At 66.5% G+C, this 15,141-nt stretch carries 18 protein-coding genes and 1 tRNA gene; 10 read left to right on the forward strand and 9 right to left on the reverse strand.

The window, feature by feature from the left end:
• Window positions 1-17 precede the first annotated feature (17 nt).
• The 4 genes from N1028_RS02330 to N1028_RS02345 all read right to left on the reverse strand — a co-directional run bounded on the left by N1028_RS02330 (window position 18) and on the right by N1028_RS02345 (window position 1,721).
• Window positions 18-221 carry a cold-shock protein gene (locus tag N1028_RS02330; protein WP_259486230.1) on the reverse strand — a complete coding sequence of 68 codons (204 nt, stop codon included), beginning with the start codon at window positions 219-221 and terminating at the stop codon, window positions 18-20.
• A gap of 153 nt (window positions 222-374) precedes the next feature.
• A complete protein-coding gene (locus N1028_RS02335) occupies window positions 375-935 on the reverse strand; it encodes a LytR C-terminal domain-containing protein (RefSeq protein WP_259525155.1) in 561 nt (186 codons plus the stop codon).
• 15 nt (window positions 936-950) lie between these two features.
• Entirely contained in the window at window positions 951-1,199 is a 249-nt protein-coding gene (locus tag N1028_RS02340; RefSeq protein ID WP_310795558.1) for a DUF3263 domain-containing protein, read from the reverse strand.
• A gap of 57 nt (window positions 1,200-1,256) precedes the next feature.
• Window positions 1,257-1,721 carry a GNAT family N-acetyltransferase gene (locus tag N1028_RS02345; protein ID WP_259525157.1) on the reverse strand — a complete coding sequence of 155 codons (465 nt, stop codon included), beginning with the start codon at window positions 1,719-1,721 and terminating at the stop codon, window positions 1,257-1,259.
• 54 nt (window positions 1,722-1,775) lie between these two features.
• On the opposite strand from N1028_RS02345, the gene msrB reads away from it, so the two are divergent.
• The 5 genes from msrB to N1028_RS02370 all read left to right on the forward strand — a co-directional run bounded on the left by msrB (window position 1,776) and on the right by N1028_RS02370 (window position 6,099).
• A complete protein-coding gene (gene msrB, locus N1028_RS02350) occupies window positions 1,776-2,183 on the forward strand; it encodes a peptide-methionine (R)-S-oxide reductase MsrB (protein WP_259525159.1) in 408 nt (135 codons plus the stop codon).
• Window positions 2,184-2,200: 17 nt separating this feature from the next.
• Window positions 2,201-2,728: a nitroreductase family protein gene (locus N1028_RS02355; protein ID WP_259525334.1), complete on the forward strand. Its 528-nt coding sequence runs from the start codon at window positions 2,201-2,203 to the stop codon at window positions 2,726-2,728.
• Window positions 2,729-2,739: 11 nt separating this feature from the next.
• Window positions 2,740-3,942: an MFS transporter gene (locus N1028_RS02360; RefSeq protein ID WP_259525160.1), complete on the forward strand. Its 1,203-nt coding sequence runs from the start codon at window positions 2,740-2,742 to the stop codon at window positions 3,940-3,942.
• A 397-nt stretch (window positions 3,943-4,339) separates the two neighbouring features.
• Window positions 4,340-4,552, forward strand: a complete 213-nt coding sequence (locus N1028_RS02365) for a helix-turn-helix transcriptional regulator (RefSeq protein WP_259525161.1) — start codon at window positions 4,340-4,342, stop codon at window positions 4,550-4,552.
• A 698-nt stretch (window positions 4,553-5,250) separates the two neighbouring features.
• Entirely contained in the window at window positions 5,251-6,099 is an 849-nt protein-coding gene (locus N1028_RS02370; RefSeq protein ID WP_259525162.1) for a hypothetical protein, read from the forward strand.
• A 24-nt stretch (window positions 6,100-6,123) separates the two neighbouring features.
• Here the strand turns inward: N1028_RS02370 and N1028_RS02375 are convergent, their stop codons facing one another.
• The gene (locus N1028_RS02375; RefSeq protein WP_259525163.1) at window positions 6,124-6,603 is read right to left on the reverse strand and encodes a hypothetical protein; all 480 of its coding nucleotides are present in this window, start codon (window positions 6,601-6,603) and stop codon (window positions 6,124-6,126) included.
• A 125-nt stretch (window positions 6,604-6,728) separates the two neighbouring features.
• On the opposite strand from N1028_RS02375, the gene N1028_RS02380 reads away from it, so the two are divergent.
• From N1028_RS02380 to N1028_RS02390, 3 genes are all read left to right on the forward strand, one after another.
• Window positions 6,729-7,244, forward strand: coding sequence for a hypothetical protein (locus tag N1028_RS02380; protein ID WP_259525164.1), 516 nt, complete (start codon window positions 6,729-6,731; stop codon window positions 7,242-7,244).
• 60 nt (window positions 7,245-7,304) lie between these two features.
• Window positions 7,305-7,886, forward strand: a complete 582-nt coding sequence (locus tag N1028_RS02385; protein ID WP_259525165.1) for a hypothetical protein — start codon at window positions 7,305-7,307, stop codon at window positions 7,884-7,886.
• Window positions 7,887-8,379: 493 nt separating this feature from the next.
• Window positions 8,380-8,610, forward strand: coding sequence for a tyrosine-type recombinase/integrase (locus N1028_RS02390; protein WP_259525335.1), 231 nt, complete (start codon window positions 8,380-8,382; stop codon window positions 8,608-8,610).
• Window positions 8,611-8,678: 68 nt separating this feature from the next.
• Here the strand turns inward: N1028_RS02390 and N1028_RS02395 are convergent.
• Both N1028_RS02395 and N1028_RS19725 read right to left on the reverse strand, forming a co-directional pair.
• A tRNA-Thr gene (locus N1028_RS02395) sits at window positions 8,679-8,754 on the reverse strand.
• 56 nt (window positions 8,755-8,810) lie between these two features.
• Window positions 8,811-9,779 (reverse strand): DsbA family protein, encoded by a 969-nt coding sequence (locus N1028_RS19725; RefSeq protein ID WP_310795559.1) that lies wholly within the window; start codon window positions 9,777-9,779, stop codon window positions 8,811-8,813.
• Between the two features lie 195 nt (window positions 9,780-9,974).
• On the opposite strand from N1028_RS19725, the gene N1028_RS02410 reads away from it, so the two are divergent.
• Both N1028_RS02410 and N1028_RS02415 read left to right on the forward strand, forming a co-directional pair.
• Window positions 9,975-11,075 carry an ABC transporter ATP-binding protein gene (locus N1028_RS02410; protein ID WP_259525167.1) on the forward strand — a complete coding sequence of 367 codons (1,101 nt, stop codon included), beginning with the start codon at window positions 9,975-9,977 and terminating at the stop codon, window positions 11,073-11,075.
• 2 nt (window positions 11,076-11,077) lie between these two features.
• On the forward strand, window positions 11,078-12,361 hold the full coding sequence (locus N1028_RS02415; protein ID WP_259525169.1) for a DUF4032 domain-containing protein: 1,284 nt from the start codon (window positions 11,078-11,080) through the stop codon (window positions 12,359-12,361).
• A gap of 10 nt (window positions 12,362-12,371) precedes the next feature.
• Here N1028_RS02415 and rlmB read toward each other — a convergent pair whose 3' ends face one another.
• Both rlmB and cysS read right to left on the reverse strand, forming a co-directional pair.
• Window positions 12,372-13,493 (reverse strand): 23S rRNA (guanosine(2251)-2'-O)-methyltransferase RlmB, encoded by a 1,122-nt coding sequence (rlmB, locus tag N1028_RS02420; RefSeq protein WP_259525170.1) that lies wholly within the window; start codon window positions 13,491-13,493, stop codon window positions 12,372-12,374.
• Window positions 13,486-14,919, reverse strand: a complete 1,434-nt coding sequence (cysS, locus tag N1028_RS02425) for a cysteine--tRNA ligase (protein WP_259525171.1) — start codon at window positions 14,917-14,919, stop codon at window positions 13,486-13,488. The genes rlmB and cysS overlap by 8 nt, the downstream gene beginning before the upstream one ends.
• Window positions 14,920-15,141 lie beyond the last annotated feature (222 nt).

Raw genomic sequence — 15,141 nt, forward strand, 5'->3', positions numbered from 1 at the left:
CCGGCGGATCCGGCGCGTCACGCCAAGCGGACCGACTCGGCCTGAGGCCCCTTCGACCCGGTTCCGACCTCGAACACGACCTGCTGGCCCTCTTCGAGGACCTTGTAGCCCGACATGTCGATCGCGGAGTAGTGGACGAACACGTCCTGTCCACCTCCGTCGACGGTGATGAAGCCGTAGCCCTTTTCAGCGTTGAACCACTTGACGGTTCCGTTCGCCATTGTTACTCCCAAGTGCTGTGTTTCTGCAGAGGTGACACAGTTGCCACGACCATTTCCAGATACTAATCAACGCGCGCCGGGGCGCACGGTGAATTCTGCACATCGTGACCGCAACTCAACACGACTGAAACACGCGCGTAATATTGCGGCCGATCAGGCGACGGGAGCTTCGAGGCCGGGGCCTGCGTAGTCGGTTCCGAGCACCGCGGTGAGGGCGGCGCCGGGGAAGTTCGACGACAGCTCGATGGCGGCCCCGCCGAGGAGCTGGGCGAGCCCGAGGGCGGCGGCTTCGTTGGCCGGATCCTCGTAGTACACGGTCGTCGTGGCGAAGTCGGTCGTGCTGGCGTTGGCCTGGGTCGCCACGTTCCAGCCGCCGGCCGCGGCCGCCTCGCCGACGCGGCCGGCGAGGCCGACGTTCTCGGTGCCGTTGAGGATGGTCACGGCCAGGGTGCCGTCGGTGATCGGCGCGACGGGCTCCGGCGCTGCCGTCTCCTCCGGCGCCGGGGTGGCCGCCTGGCTGTTGGAATCGGTGAACTGGATGTTGTCGTTGATCACCGCGAGGTAGGTGATGCCGCCGCCCACGAGCAGCACGGTGGCGAGGGCCGCCCACGCGAGCACCATCCAGCCGCGGCCGCGCGGCGCCGGTCCGCGATGGGCGCCCACGCGCTCTCGATGGGCGGGCAGGCGGTCGAAGCTGTCCTCTGGGAATGACATGGGTGAGGGGGTGTCCTAGTCGTCGCGCGAGAGGAGGCGGGCGGAGCGTGCGGCAAGTCGCGCGTCGCGCACCCGCTGGAGCCTCTTGATGAGCATCGGGTCGTGGGCGAGTGCGGCCGGGGAGTCGATCAGCGCACCGAGGAGTTGATAGTACCGGGCCGAGGAGAGGCCGAACTCCTTGCGGATCGCCTGCTCCTTCGCCCCCGCGTGCCGCCACCAGCTCCGCTCGAAGCGGAGGATGCGGGTGTCGCGGTCGTCCAACATGAGCCACATCATATTGGCGCGCGGCTTGGCGGGAGCCGATAGCCACGCGCGGGGGCGTCAGTCGGCGCGGCCGGCCCGGTACATCGAGATGTGCGGGATGCCCGCTTCGAGGTACTCCCCGCCGAACGCCTCGAATCCGGCGCGGGCGTAGAGCGGGGCGATGTAGCTCTGCGAGTGCAGCAGAAGCGCCTCGCGCCCCCAGTCGGCCACGACCCGCTCGAGCAGGGCGAGCGCGAGTCCCACTCCGCGGTGATCCGGGTGCACCACCACGCGGCCGATCAGGCGGCGCGCGTCGGCGTGCTCCGGCTCGGCATCCTCGAGCACCCTGAGGTAGGCGGCCGTCACGCCGTCGCGCTCGATCCAGTAGTGCAGCGTCGTCGGTTCGGCGTCGCGCCAGTCGAGCTCGGCCTCGTCGACCTTCTGCTCCACGAGGAAGACGTCGGTGCGGAGCTTCACGAAGGCGTAGAGCTCCTCGACCGAGAGTTCGCTCCAGGGCTTCGCGATGAGGGCGTGGTCGGGCACGTGCCAGAGTTTAGTGGGATGATCGAAGGTCCCCCAGCACGCGCAGGAGCAGCAATGAGCTATCAGGTTTCCAAGTCCGACGACGAGTGGCAGAGCGAGCTCTCGCCCGAGGAGTTCGCGGTGCTCCGCCAGGCCGCCACCGAGCGGCCGTGGACGGGCGAACTGCTCGACGAGAGCCGCGAGGGCGTCTACAAGTGCAAGGCCTGCGGCCAGGAGCTGTTCCGCAGCACCACCAAGTTCGACTCGCACTGCGGCTGGCCGAGCTTCTACGACCCGAGCGGATCCGACGCGGTCGAGCTCATCGAGGACCGCTCGCTCGGCATGGTGCGCACCGAGGTGCGCTGCTCGAACTGCGGCTCGCACCTCGGGCACCTCTTCGACGACGCCCCGCAGACCCCCACGGGCGACCGCTACTGCATGAACTCCGTCTCGCTCACGTTCGAATCGGCCGACGAGGCGTGAGCGGCGCCCGCGAGGCGATGCTCGTCAGGCGGTCGTCGTCGAAGGTGACGGATGTCTCGCCCACCCACGCCGAGATCGTCTCGGTCGTCGAAGCAGCCGGCCAGCTCGCCGACCACAGCGGTCTGCGCCCGTGGCGGGTCATCGAGATCCGTGGTGACGCCCGAGACCGGGTCGGCGACGGCTTCGCCAAGGCCGAGGGCAAGAAGGGCAAAGACGCCGAGAAGCATCGGCAGAAGGCCCGCCGGGCCCCGCTGATCCTCGCGATCGTCGCGTCGCTGGGCTCCAAGAAGGTGCCGCGCTGGGAGCAGGAGGCCGTCGCATCCGGAGTGGCCCACAACATCTCGCTGCTGCTCGACGAGGCGGGCTGGGGGGTCTTCTGGCGCACGGGCTCGCTCACTCGCACGAAGGCTGTGCGCAAGGCCCATCGGCTCGAGGCGAACGAGGAGCTGCTCGGCTGGCTCTACGTGGGAGGGCTGCCGGAGCGCGCCCGGAAGCCCCGGGCGCGGAGCCGGGTCAAGGTCGAGCAGCACCTCTCGAGCCTCTGAGCGGGCCGGGCGTGGACTCTCCCGCGCGGCGCTGGCTCGCGATCCTCGCGCTCGCGCTCGGCGGCTTCGGGATCGGTGTGACGGAGTTCGTCACGATGGGACTGCTGCCGAACATCGCAGCCGACCTCCTGCCGGCCCAGTACGCCGCAGATCCTGCCGCCGCGAACGCGCAGGCCGGCTGGCTCGTGTCGGCCTACGCGCTCGGCGTGGTCGTGGGGGCTCCCACCATCGCGGCGGCTGCAGCCCGCTGGCCGCGCAAGCGCCTGCTCGTGCTGCTCGTGGGCGTGTTCGTGGTGGGCAACCTGCTCTCGGCGATTCTGCCCTCGTTCGAGCTCGTACTCGCGGCCCGATTCTTCAGCGCCCTGCCGCACGGCGCCTACTTCGGCATCGCCTCGCTCGTCGCGGCCTCGCTCATGGGGCCGGGCAAGCGCGCTCGCGGCGTGGCCTTCGTGCTCGGCGGGCTCGCCATCGCCAACGTGGTGGGGGTGCCGATCGGCACGCATCTCGGACAGTCGTTCGGCTGGCGGAGCACCTACCTCCTCGTGACCGTCATCTTCGTGATCACCCTGATCGCCATCGCGATCACGGTGCCTCTGCGACCCGGCGACCCCGGCGCCACCCTCCGCAACGAGCTCTCGGCCTTCACCCGGGTGCAGGTGTGGCTCACGCTGCTGCTCGGCTCGATCGGCTTCGCCGGCATCTTCGCCGTGTACACCTTCGTGGCCCCGGTGGTGACCGACGTGACGGGGCTCGACGAGGGCTTCGTGCCGTGGGTGCTGGTGGCCTTCGGTGTCGGCATGACCGTCGGCACCTTCGTGAGCGGCTGGCTCACCGACCGCTCGGTCAAGCTGTCGCTCACGCTCGGCCTGCTCGGTGTCGGGCTCTCGGTGCTCGCGTTCGCCCTCACCGCGCAGACCGTCGCAGGACTGCTCATCAGCATCTTCTTCATCGGCATCTTCGCCGGCGCGTGCTCTCCCGCGGTGCAGACGCGACTCATGGATGTCTCGCAGAACGCCCAGTCGATCGCGGCGGCCCTCAACCACTCGGCCCTGAACATCGGCAACAGCCTCGGGGCGGCCCTCGGCGGAGTCGTCATCGCGGCGGGCTTCGGCTACCTCTCCCCCGCCGCCGTCGGTGTCGCCCTGGCCGCCCTGGGCCTCGCGGTCCTCACCGTCTCCTTCACCCTCGACCGCCGCGCCCGCCTCCGCGCCTGACCGTCCTGCGTCTCCGTGCCCCGAACTACCGCCCGCGGGCCTGGGCGTCGAGCGTGGCCTGCAGCTGGGCGATCTGCGCCGAGTGAGCACGCATCAGCTTGCTCACGGCGGTGCGGTTCAGGAGCATGAGCAAGGTCACCAGCCGGAGCAGGCGCAGCGGTCCAGACAGGAGGGAATGGGGCCGGCCACGGGACTCGAACCCGTAACCCCCGCTTTCTATTGACGGTGTTGAGTCACCATCCGTTCACGTCTGTTTAGACCATAGTTCCGCGTGATTCTGGGGCGAACTGAGGTCACGGAGATCTACCAGCGATGTTCGTGATTGGTCATCGTTCAGGTGGCATCATGAGCAGATCATGACAGCCCGCCTTGACCGGAGTTCCGTACGATTCCTTTCGTGGAAGATTCCGAAGGTCGAACTCAGCAATGGCTTTCGCCCGAGCAGGTTTGCGAGATGCTACCCGGCATGACAGTGCGCCGCGTCGAGTACCTGCGCGGCAAGGGACAGGGGCCGAGGTATGCGAAGCCAACCCCGAAGACGGTGTTCTGCGGTGAAGACGACGTACACGCATGGGTGTCGTCGTCCATAGTCGAGACGCGCCGCAGCTAGCTTCGGAGCCGAGAGGTAGACCCGTGGACGAGTCCGAGCGCTACTACACGCCCGAGGATCTAGCAGAGATGTTCCATCTCTCAGCGGAGTTCGTTCGAGCTCGAGCACGATCGGGGCAATGGCCTTCGAGCAAGCTCGGCGCTCGTACAGTCCGCTTCAGCACCGCCCATCTCGACACGATCCGCGCACAGATTGAACACAAGCCTGAAGTTCCCAGCCCAAGTCAGCGCCGGCTGCAGTACGACCACGTCAGGCGTTTGTTGAAGCCGTAGGGCACGTTTGGCGTGTCGTCGGTGGCTCTGTCTACCATCGAACCGCGCGGGCCGGCGCGCTCCCTTGAGAGGAGCAGCCTTGCCGACCTGGCACCCAATCCAGACCGCCGAACCCTGCGAATGGGTGCTCAGACAGTCAACGTTCGGAGAGCCGTTCGGAGTCATCCGCGAACTTCGGTTTGGCTACGACAGCAAGACGAGCCGATGGTATCGGTTGGTCACGTGGAGCTCCGACCCGAGTCGGCGCGAACTCGTTGGCTACCACCAGGACCCTCGAGTGCTCGCTCAACTGGCGTGGGATCGGATGATCGAAAAAGGGTCGCGTCAGCGCCAAGCAAACGACCGTGTGGCCGGGAGCATCCGTTGATGACCTGCGGGGGCGATAGTGTGCCTCTGGCAATCGAGATTGTTCTTGGGGGAAAATAGATGCTTCACAACCGGCGACGTCGCCTGGCGGATATTGCGCAACGAGAAGCGGCAGGCGAATCATTCTGGACAGACGAATTCTCGGAACCACTTAGGATCCGTTTCCAGCAAATCATGGGAGTGCTGTCGCAAGAGCGAGGCGACATCGATGTCGAGGCAAGACGCTTGATTCTCTTCGACGAGGGCTGGACATCGCTCGTCGACGACAACTATGGCGAGATATATGACTATCGGAAGTACATGGTTTCCGCGCCGGATGACATGATGCCAACCGTTCTCGAGGCATGGTACTTTGCGTGCCAATCCAGCAACGTTCGCTTGACCCGCGGAAACAGAGATCTGCGTCCGACATACGAAAAGCTCGTGAACAACCTGCTCCGAGAGCACCGACTCAGCTTTGAGATGGTGAAGGGGGAGATGGTTCCATTCAGCTCGCGAGAGCTGCATGTCGAGGTGGTCGAGCCGACGCTGCGACTCCTATCAGAACCGACGTGGGCACCTGTCGAGGCCGCCTATCAGAAGGCGCTCAGTGAGTTGTCCCGAGGCGATGCTGCCGATGCTGTAACCGACGCGGGGACAGCACTACAGGAGGCCCTCACGCTGCTTGGGTGCGATGGAAACGCCCTCGGCCCCCTCATCAAGTCCGCAAAACAGAAGAAGATCCTCAGCGCCCACGACGCCCCAATGCTTGAGGCTATTGAGAAGGTCTTCCACTGGGTGTCAGCCGATCGCAGCGCCAGTGGCGACGGGCACAACTCATCGCCTGCTGAGCTAGAGGACGCATGGTTCATCATCCATGTGGTCGGCGCGATATTGGTCCGAGTGAGCAAGCAGACCAGCCGGCCGTAGCAAACCTTGCCTGGGCGTAGCCGATCAGTGGTTCAGATCTCGGGCGAGAGACGGAACAAGAAGCGACATCTCAGCGACCAGATGACGCCGCCACTTATGGAACGGTAAAGAGAAGGATTCACCCCCGTAGCCGAGAGTGACCCGGAGCGCCCTCGGCCAGTCACCACCCTCGTACTTGATAGCGTTCGTCACCTGCTCAATTTTCAACGAAACCAGCGACCTTCTGGCAATGATCCGCACGGATTCCAAACCGCCGGAGGACTCCGGGTCCACGTCCGCGACGATGAGGAGATTGTCTGTGATGGCGACGATCCGCCCCGCTACGGAACTGCCGACGTTGATTTCGTGGTCTATGAACCGAATCTCGTCATCCCCGGCGATCAGCGCGATTTGTGTTGCGGCTTGGTCTAGCCAGGTTCGATTCTGCTCATCTATCGAGAAAGCTTCAGCTTCGTAGATGCGATTGATTACTTCGCTCGCAACTTTGAGCGTGTCCGTACCCATGAGATCTCCCCCGCTAGTGATGGGCGCGAGACTACGGGACTCCCTGATCTCATGCCAGCCCCGGACTGGGGCCATCTCGTTCCTTTCAACACTTGTAGGCTCAGGCAACGATTGTCGAGGAACCCATGAAGATGATGCGCGCCGTACTGGCAGTCGCACATGTGCTCTTGGTGACTGGTTGCGCCGCCAGCCCGGTCGCTTCCACTCCAACCCCGACACCGACCCCAACGCCTGAGTTCGCGACCGAAGCTGAGGTGGCATCGGTCATCGCAAAGCGCGCCACCGACTGGCGAGAGACCTTGGACGGGGCGTTCGAGTGTCGCACGGTATGGGTTCTCGGAGAGGGGCCTCTCGACGAGATGAAAGGCACCTCTTGCTTCATGGAAGCAAAGACCATCAATATCACCGCGGAGCTCGCTCTGGACGATCTTGATGCACTCGCTATCCCGCCATCGATGACGACGGCAATCGCAGATCTTCGCGTACCACTAAGTGGTCTCAAGTCCATCGATCTAGAAGGTTTGTGCGGGACCGGGTCCGAGCCCACCAGCGAAGACGCATGCAACAAGGCTTTAGGGGCGCAGAACTTTCACTTCAGTCAACTCGAGAGCGCGCTAGACGGACTGTCGCCCTGGACGTAGATCGCCTGCACAAACGGCCGGGGGCAAAGGCTCAATTGGCGTCAAAGTAAGGAGTTTCAATTGGATATCAGCCCCGAAGTGCAGTCCTTGGGAGTTAGCCTCGCCGGCTCGTTGGCACGCAATTCCGCGCAACTGGTTTGGGATCGCGTCAATGCTCTAAAGGCGAAGAAACAGGACCAGGAAACACTTGACGGACTCCAACAGATCATTACAGAACTCATTGGCGAGAAAAACGATCTAACTCGAATTGCCCAGGCATATCAAGCCGAACTAGTAGCGCAACGGCTGTCGAGCGGGGACGTGCAGTACATCACGCAAAACGTCCTCCCAATCATCGAGAAGTTCGCCGAGCAAAGCGGAAACGACTCCGCGCGCACGGAACAAATGATGGGTCTCATCGAACCGCTCCTATCGATCGAGATGGTCAACGTCATGCAACTGCTCGGATTCAACTTCCGCTCCGCCATCGGCGAGCCCCTCACCGAGCTTGTCTCCAAGATGATCGCCGCTAGGGCGGCAGCCTCAAGCGCCGACACAACTGAACTAGAGATGCTGCGCACGCGCCGCGAGATCGCCTACCTAGAACTCGCCCAGGACGCAGAGGCGTACGAGCGTTTCATGCGTCTCTCGGGCCAAGCCTAGGAACGCGGAGGGACCGGCCTCATCTACCTGACCGTGTAGTCGCAAAATCCAACACATGTCCGTCGAACGGCCCGTGGGGCCACTCCGAAGGCCCATCCCTGCCAGTACCTCCGGGGCGAGCACCTTTTCTCTCCCCGCTCGATTCGAGGCGATCCCGCGGCAGGTTTCAGCCTGGATCCATGGCCCTCAAAATCCCCCAGACCCGTACAAACAGAAAGTTCCCGCCCCGAAGGTCCGCAGGGAGGGGGTGCCCTTGGGACTCCCGCCAGGTGGTCTGTGGGGGTGTGAGTGCCCCGACTTCGGTGAGCGGTCGGGGCACCGTGGTTGTTGTTTACGTTCTACTCACGCTTGGCCTGAGCTGATGCCGTGTAGGACACTGCGGGTGTGGTGTGGGTGATGTTGAAGTACGCGTCTCGGTGCTGCTCGAGGTTGTCGGTGTGTCCGTTGCCGAGGGTAGGTGAGGTTGCGACGTGTGCGTGCTCGAGTGTCTGCAGTGCGGTGTCGAGCGTGGGCTCACAAGCTGCGCCACACGGCCGCGAGCATGGCAATCGCGGCGGGCGCCGACGTGAAGCTAGTGCAGCGAATGCTCGGTCACAGAGATGCCACGGAGACGCTGAATACGTACGGTCATCTGTGGCCGGACAAGCTCAACGAGGTGACTGAGGCCATGGAGACTGCGCGGGCGAAGGCGCTCGAGAAGAGCAGCAGATTTCCTCATCATTAACAAATCATGACAAGCGCCGAATCTGGATCAGATTCGACTCCGCAGTAGGCCCGGAAAGACGGGCGTCATGGGGCCGGCCACGGGACTCGAACCCGTAACCCCCGCTTTACAAGAGCGGTGCGCTACCAATTGCGCCAGGCCGGCTGGTGTGGAACACCTCATTGTAGCCACGAGCTCCCGGGAGCCCGCGGCCGGGCGGATCAGCCCGCGGGCGCCTCGGTGGGGGCAGGCGTCTCGGCCGGAGCCGGCTCCTGGGCGGGCGTCGGGGTCGGGGTGGGCGTGGGCGTCGAGGTGGACGTGTCGTAGGCCTCGCCCGCGACCTGCACCACGAAGGCGGCGAAGGCGTCCGCGTCGGTGATGGAGCCCTCGTACTTCTGCCCGTTCACGAGCACGGTCGGCGTTCCCTTGACCGGCTCGTCGGTTCCTGGCAGCGGATCCTGCAGTGCGCGCGAGGTGGAGTCGGCCACGAAGCCGCGGAACTCTACGTCGTCGATGCAGGTGTCGATCGTGTTCTGATCGGTCACGCCCGCCTCGCCGACGAGCTCCTTGAGCGTCGCGTCGTCGAGCCCCTCCGAGTTCTCCTCGGGCTGGTTGTCGAAGAGGAGCTTGTTGAAGGCCCAGAACTGGTCGGGTGCGTAGTTCGCCACGCACGACGCGGCGTTGGCCGCACGGGTGGAGTACCGCGTGCCGAGCGAGGCGCGGTCGAGGATCGACAGCGGGTGCACCTCGACGGTGGCCGCGCCGGACTCGATCCACTCGGTCATCTGCTCGTTGTTGGTGGCCTCGAACTGGCCGCAGAAGGGGCACAGGTAGTCGACGTAGGTGCGGATGTCGACGACGCCGGAATCCGGATCGTTGACCGTCGGCACGGGATCTTCGCCCGCAGCAAGCGCAGGGGTCTGCACAGCCACGAGACCCGCACCGATCTGGATGCCGTCGCTGGCCATGTTGGCCGGGCCGGGACCGGCCGGGCGGATGGTCGAGGTGATCACGAGCGTCACGCCCACGATGATCGCGATCACGACGACGCTCAGCGAGCTGATCAGGATGACGCGGTTTCGCACGTCCTTCTTGCGCTGGCTCTCCCGGAGCTGCTTGGCTTTCTCGCGGGCCGCCTCGCGTCGCTGGTTCTTCGACTGCCGTGGGTCTTCGGCTCCGCTGATGCTCATGCGTGTACTACTCCGGGGGTCGTGAGGGATGACTCAAGGATAGTAGGGACCTGATCTGGGAGTTGCCCGCGCACATCCTGTACTCCTGCACCCGTGACATAATGTGCGGTGGGCCGCCGACGACGCCGGCCCGGAATCAAATCCATCACTACGGATCGTCCGGCACGTACCTGCCGGTGAAGGAGCACTTGAATCATGGCATCTGTCACGTTCGACAAGGCGTCCCGCATCTACCCGGGCGCCACGCGCGCCTCGGTCGACAAGCTCGACCTGGAGGTCGCCGACGGCGAGTTCCTCGTGCTCGTCGGCCCCTCCGGTTGCGGAAAGTCCACCTCCCTGCGCATGCTCGCCGGCCTCGAAGAGGTCAACGAGGGCCGCATCCTGATCGGCGACCGCGACGTCACCGACATCCCCCCGAAGGACCGTGACATCGCCATGGTCTTCCAGAACTACGCCCTCTACCCGCACATGACGGTGGCCGAGAACATGGGCTTCGCGCTCAAGATCGCCGGCGTGGGCAAGGACGAGCGGGCCACCCGCGTGCTCGAGGCCGCGAAGCTGCTCGACCTCGAGCCCTACCTCAGCCGCAAGCCGAAGGCCCTCTCCGGCGGTCAGCGCCAGCGCGTCGCCATGGGCCGCGCCATCGTGCGTCAGCCCCAGGTGTTCCTCATGGACGAGCCGCTGTCGAACCTCGATGCGAAGCTCCGCGTGCAGACCCGCACCCAGATCGCTAGCCTGCAGCGGCGCCTCGGCGTCACCACCGTCTACGTCACGCACGACCAGACCGAGGCCCTCACCATGGGCGACCGGATCGCCGTGCTGAAGGACGGCCTCCTGCAGCAGGTCGGCACCCCGCGCGACCTCTACGAGAAGCCCAACAACGTGTTCGTCGCCGGCTTCATCGGCTCCCCCGCCATGAACCTCTTCCACGCCGACCTCACCGACGCAGGTGTGAAGTTCGGCACCTCCGTGGTGCCGGTCGACCGCGAGACGCTCGCGAGCTCGTCGGCCACGAGCGCCACGATCGGCGTGCGTCCCGAGGACATCGTGCTCTCCTCCACCCCGGGCGAGGGTCTCGAGGTGACGGTCGACCTGATCGAGGAGCTCGGCGCCGACGGCTACCTCTACGGCCACTCGGAGATCGAGGGCAAGCGCACCGACATCGTCACGCGCGTCGACGGCCGCTCGCACCCCTTCGTGGGCGACAAGGTCTACCTCACGGCCGCCCCGAACCACGTGCACCTGTTCGACCTCGAGTCGGGCGAGCGCCTCGGCAACAAGGCCGTCGTCAGCTGACGGTGACGACCTCCCTCTCGATCACCTCCGCCACGGCGGATCCGGCCCTGCTGGATCTGCCGTGGCAGTTGCCCCTCGACGAGTGGCCCGACGAATACATCGCCGCGCTGCCCAAGGGCATCTCCCGCCACCTCGTGCGCTTCGCGCACCTCTCCGGCCACGTCGTCGCCATCAAGGAGACGACCGACGAGATGGCCAAGCGCGAGTACGACATGCTGCGCAACCTGCAGAAGCTCGACATCCCCTGCGTCGACCCGCTCGCCGTCATCACCAACCGCACCGGGGTCGACGGCGACGAGCTGCGATCGGTGCTCGTCACCCGGCACCTGAAGTTCTCGCTCCCGTACCGGGCGCTGTTCTCGCAGATGCTGCGCCCCGACACCGCCACCCGGCTCGTCGACGCGCTCGCCCTCCTGCTCGTGCGCCTGCACATCGCAGGGTTCTTCTGGGGCGATGTCTCGCTCTCCAACACCCTCTTCCGGCGGGACGCGGGTGCCTTCGCCGCGTATCTCGTCGACGCCGAGACCGGCCAGCTCTACGACGGCCTCTCCAACGGACAGCGCGAGAACGACCTCGAGATCGCGCGTGTGAACATCGCGGGCGAGCTGATGGACCTCGAGGCCGGCGGTCGAGCCGACGAGGACCTCGATCCGATCACCCTCTCCAACGGCATCGTGGCGGCCTACCGCTCGCTCTGGAAGGAGCTCACGGGCTCCGAGTCGTTCAGCTCCTCCGAGCGCTGGCGCATCAACGAGCGCGTCGATCGTCTCAACGACCTCGGATTCGACATCGAGGAGCTCGCGATCAAGACCACCGAGGGCGGCACCACGGTGCGCATCCAGCCCAAGGTGGTGGATGCGGGCCACCATCAGAGACGGCTGCTCCGGCTCACCGGGCTCGACGCCCAGGAGAACCAGGCCAGGCGACTGCTCAACGACCTCGACTCCTACACGGCGACCTACGGCCGCAAGGAGTACGACGAGGAGATGGTGGCGCACGAGTGGCTCGCGAAGGTCTTCGAGCCCGTCATCCGTGCCATCCCCCGCGACCTCCGAGGCAAGCTCGAGCCGGCCGAGATCTTCCACCAGCTGCTCGAGCACCGCTGGTTCATGAGCCAGCGGCAGAACCGCGACGTGCCGCTCGCCGAGGCGCTCACCGACTACATCGACAGCGTGCTGCGGCACCGGCGCGACGAGGCGACCGTCATCGATCCGCCGACCGGGGCGTTCACGCTGCCCATCCCGGTGGCCGACGACGACGAGACCGACTGGCGCCTGACGGTCTAGGTCTGTACCGCTAGGCGTCGGTGGTGGAGGCCCCTTCGGCCTCCACCTTCGCCGCGTAGGCAGCGGCCTTCGACGCGGCCTTGGTGGCCTTCTTCTCTCCGCGCTGACGCGCGATCTCGTAGAGCGTGACCGAGGCGGCGATGCCGGCGTTCAGCGACTCCGTGCCCGACGAGATCGGGATCGAGACGATGGCGTCGCAGGTCTCGGTGACCAGGCGCGAGAGGCCCTTGCCCTCATTGCCGACGACGACCACGATCGGCCCGTCGGCGAAGTCGAGGCCAGGCAGATCCGTGTCTCCCCCGCCGTCGAGTCCCACCACGAAGACACCGGCGGCCTTGAATGCCTTGAGCGTCTGGGTGAGGTTCGAGGCCATCGCGACGGGAGTGGTGGCCGCGGCGCCCGCCGAGGTCTTCCAGGCCGAGGCGGTGACGCCCACCGAGCGGCGCTGCGGCACGATGACGCCCTGCCCGCCGAACGCGGCCGTCGAGCGGATGATGGCACCGAGGTTGCGCGGATCCGTGATGCCGTCGAGGGCCACGAACAGGGGCTTCTGGCCCCGGCGCTGCACCTGGTCGAGAAGGGTCTCGGGGTGCGCGTACTCATACGGCGGCACCTTGAGCGCGAGCCCCTGGTGCACGGCGTCGTGGCCGGAGAGCCGGTCGAGCTCTGGCCGCATGACCTCCATGACGGGGATGCCGCGCTTGGTGGCGAGCGAGAGCGCCTCCTTGACGCGCTCGTCGACCTCCACCCGGAAAGCGACGTAGAGCGCGGTGGCGGGGATCTTCGCGCGGAGCGCCTCGACCACCGAGTTGCGGCCGGTCACGATCTCGCTGTCGTCGGCCTTCTTGACCCGACGGGCCGGAGCGGGGCGACCGCCCTGGGCGTCGTCGCGCGAGCGGTCGCCCGCGGAGCGCGCGCCGGGACGGCCCTTGCCACCGGCCGCGGCGAAGCGCTCGCGCGCCGCCTTGGCCTTGCCGGCGGGGTGGTACGGCCGGTCCTCGGCCTTGGGCGTGGGCTTCTTGCCCTCGAGGGCCTGGCGGCCCTGGCCGCCCGAGCCGACGGCCTTGGCGCCCTTCGTTCCTCTGCGGACAGCGCCGGCCCGTGAGGGGCGGCCGGTTGAATTCTTAGCCATCGAGACTCCAGTGCGCGCCTGTGGGCGTGTCTTCTATCGAGATTCCGGCCTGTCCGAGTTCATCCCGGATGCGGTCCGCGGTGGTGAAGTCGCGGGTCTTGCGTGCCGTCTCCCGGTCGGAGACGAGGCTTTCGACCAGCGTAGCGAGTGCGCGCTCGGCGACGTCGTCCTTGCCAGTGGCCCATTCGGGCGCGAGGGGGTTGATGCCGAGCACGTCGGTCATCGCGAGCACTTCGCCGAGGAGGGAGGCGGTGAGCGCGAAGTCCTCGTCGTCGAGAGCAGCGTTGCCCCGGCGCACGGTCTCGTGGATGACGGCGATGGCCTGGGGCACGCTGAGATCGTCGTCCATCGCCTCGCGGAACTCCTGCGGCACCGTGAGCTCGGCCGTGCCGGCGAAGCGGGTGCCGGCGAGGCGGCGCTCGGCGCGCTCGAGGAAGCCCTCGATGCGCGAGACGGCGGCCTCGGCCTCCTCGAGTGCTCCGTCGTGGTACTCGAGCGTCGAGCGGTAGTGCGCTGCGCCGAGGTAGTAGCGCAGCACCACGGGGCGGGCGGATGCGATGAGTTCGGCCGCGAAGATCGAGTTGCCGAGCGACTTCGACATCTTCTGGCCGGTGATGGAGACCAGGCCGTTGTGCAGCCAGTAGTTGGCGAACGGGTCGCCGGCGGCGTGCGACTGCGCGAGCTCGTTCTCGTGGTGCGGGAAGCGCAGGTCGAGCCCGCCGCCGTGGATGTCGAACCGCGACCCGAGGTACTTCGTGGACATCGCCGAGCACTCGATGTGCCAGCCGGGCCGGCCGGAGCCCCACGGGCTGTGCCACGCAGCCGACTGCGGCTCGCCCTCCTTGTGTCCCTTCCAGAGCGCGAAGTCGCGCACGTCGCGCTTGCCCCGGGAGTCGGAGTCGGTGGCGGGCGCCATGTCGTCGAGCTTCTGGTGGGTGAGCTCGCCGTACAGCGACCAGGAGGCGGTGTCGAAGTAGACGTCGCCGGTGCCGTCATCCGTGGCGTAGGCGTGACCGGCGTCGATGAGGCGCTGGATGATCTCCTGCATCTCGGGGATCGACGCCGTGGCGCGAGGCTCGTAGGTGGGCGGCAGCACGCCGATCGCGTTGTAGGCGGCCGTGAACTCGAGCTCGATCCGGTAGGCCAGCGCCCACCACTGCTCCGGGCTGCCCGCGGCCGCGCTCTCGGCGGCGTTCACCAGGATCTTGTCGTCGATGTCGGTGACGTTGCGCACGAAGGTCACGTCGTAGCCGCTGAACGCCAGCCACCGCCGCAGCAGGTCGTAGACGAGCGCCGAACGGAGGTGGCCGATGTGCGGGGAGGACTGCACCGTGGGGCCGCACACGTAGATCCCGACCTGCCCGGCGACGAGCGGGGTGAAGTCGAGGAGGGCGCGGGCCTTCGAGTCGTGGAGGCGGAGGGTCACTGTGTCATCTTAATGCCGCGCCGCCGCCTCTGCGGCGCGGGCGACATGTGGGGTGCTTCCACCGCGCCGCCGCCTCTGCGGCGCGGGCGACATGTGGGGTGCTTCCACCGCGCCGCCGCCTCTGCGGCGCGGGCGACATGTGGCGCCGGCGTCGTCGGATGGCGCTGCGCGGCATCCGGCGGCGTCGGTGCCACCTTGGGTCGGCGAGTAGGGCCCGTTGCG

It is taken from the genome of Herbiconiux oxytropis (assembly GCF_024979315.1).
Classification (GTDB): Bacteria; Actinomycetota; Actinomycetes; order Actinomycetales; family Microbacteriaceae; genus Herbiconiux; species Herbiconiux oxytropis.

Bases quoted from the DNA above. Each gene is read 5' to 3' on its own strand.
- N1028_RS02370 (WP_259525162.1), top strand. From the start codon at position 5,251: ATGCTTCACAACCGGCGACGTCGCCTGGCGGATATTGCGCAACGAGAA.
- N1028_RS02380 (WP_259525164.1), top strand. From the start codon at position 6,729: ATGAAGATGATGCGCGCCGTACTGGCAGTCGCACATGTGCTCTTGGTG.
- N1028_RS02330 (WP_259486230.1), bottom strand. From the start codon at position 221: ATGGCGAACGGAACCGTCAAGTGGTTCAACGCTGAAAAGGGCTACGGC.
- N1028_RS02375 (WP_259525163.1), bottom strand. From the start codon at position 6,603: ATGGGTACGGACACGCTCAAAGTTGCGAGCGAAGTAATCAATCGCATC.
- N1028_RS02335 (WP_259525155.1), bottom strand. From the start codon at position 935: ATGTCATTCCCAGAGGACAGCTTCGACCGCCTGCCCGCCCATCGAGAG.
- N1028_RS02340 (WP_310795558.1), bottom strand. From the start codon at position 1,199: ATGTTGGACGACCGCGACACCCGCATCCTCCGCTTCGAGCGGAGCTGG.
- msrB (WP_259525159.1), top strand. From the start codon at position 1,776: ATGAGCTATCAGGTTTCCAAGTCCGACGACGAGTGGCAGAGCGAGCTC.
- N1028_RS02355 (WP_259525334.1), top strand. From the start codon at position 2,201: ATGCTCGTCAGGCGGTCGTCGTCGAAGGTGACGGATGTCTCGCCCACC.
- rlmB (WP_259525170.1), bottom strand. From the start codon at position 13,493: ATGGCTAAGAATTCAACCGGCCGCCCCTCACGGGCCGGCGCTGTCCGC.
- N1028_RS02410 (WP_259525167.1), top strand. From the start codon at position 9,975: ATGGCATCTGTCACGTTCGACAAGGCGTCCCGCATCTACCCGGGCGCC.
- N1028_RS19725 (WP_310795559.1), bottom strand. From the start codon at position 9,779: ATGAGCATCAGCGGAGCCGAAGACCCACGGCAGTCGAAGAACCAGCGA.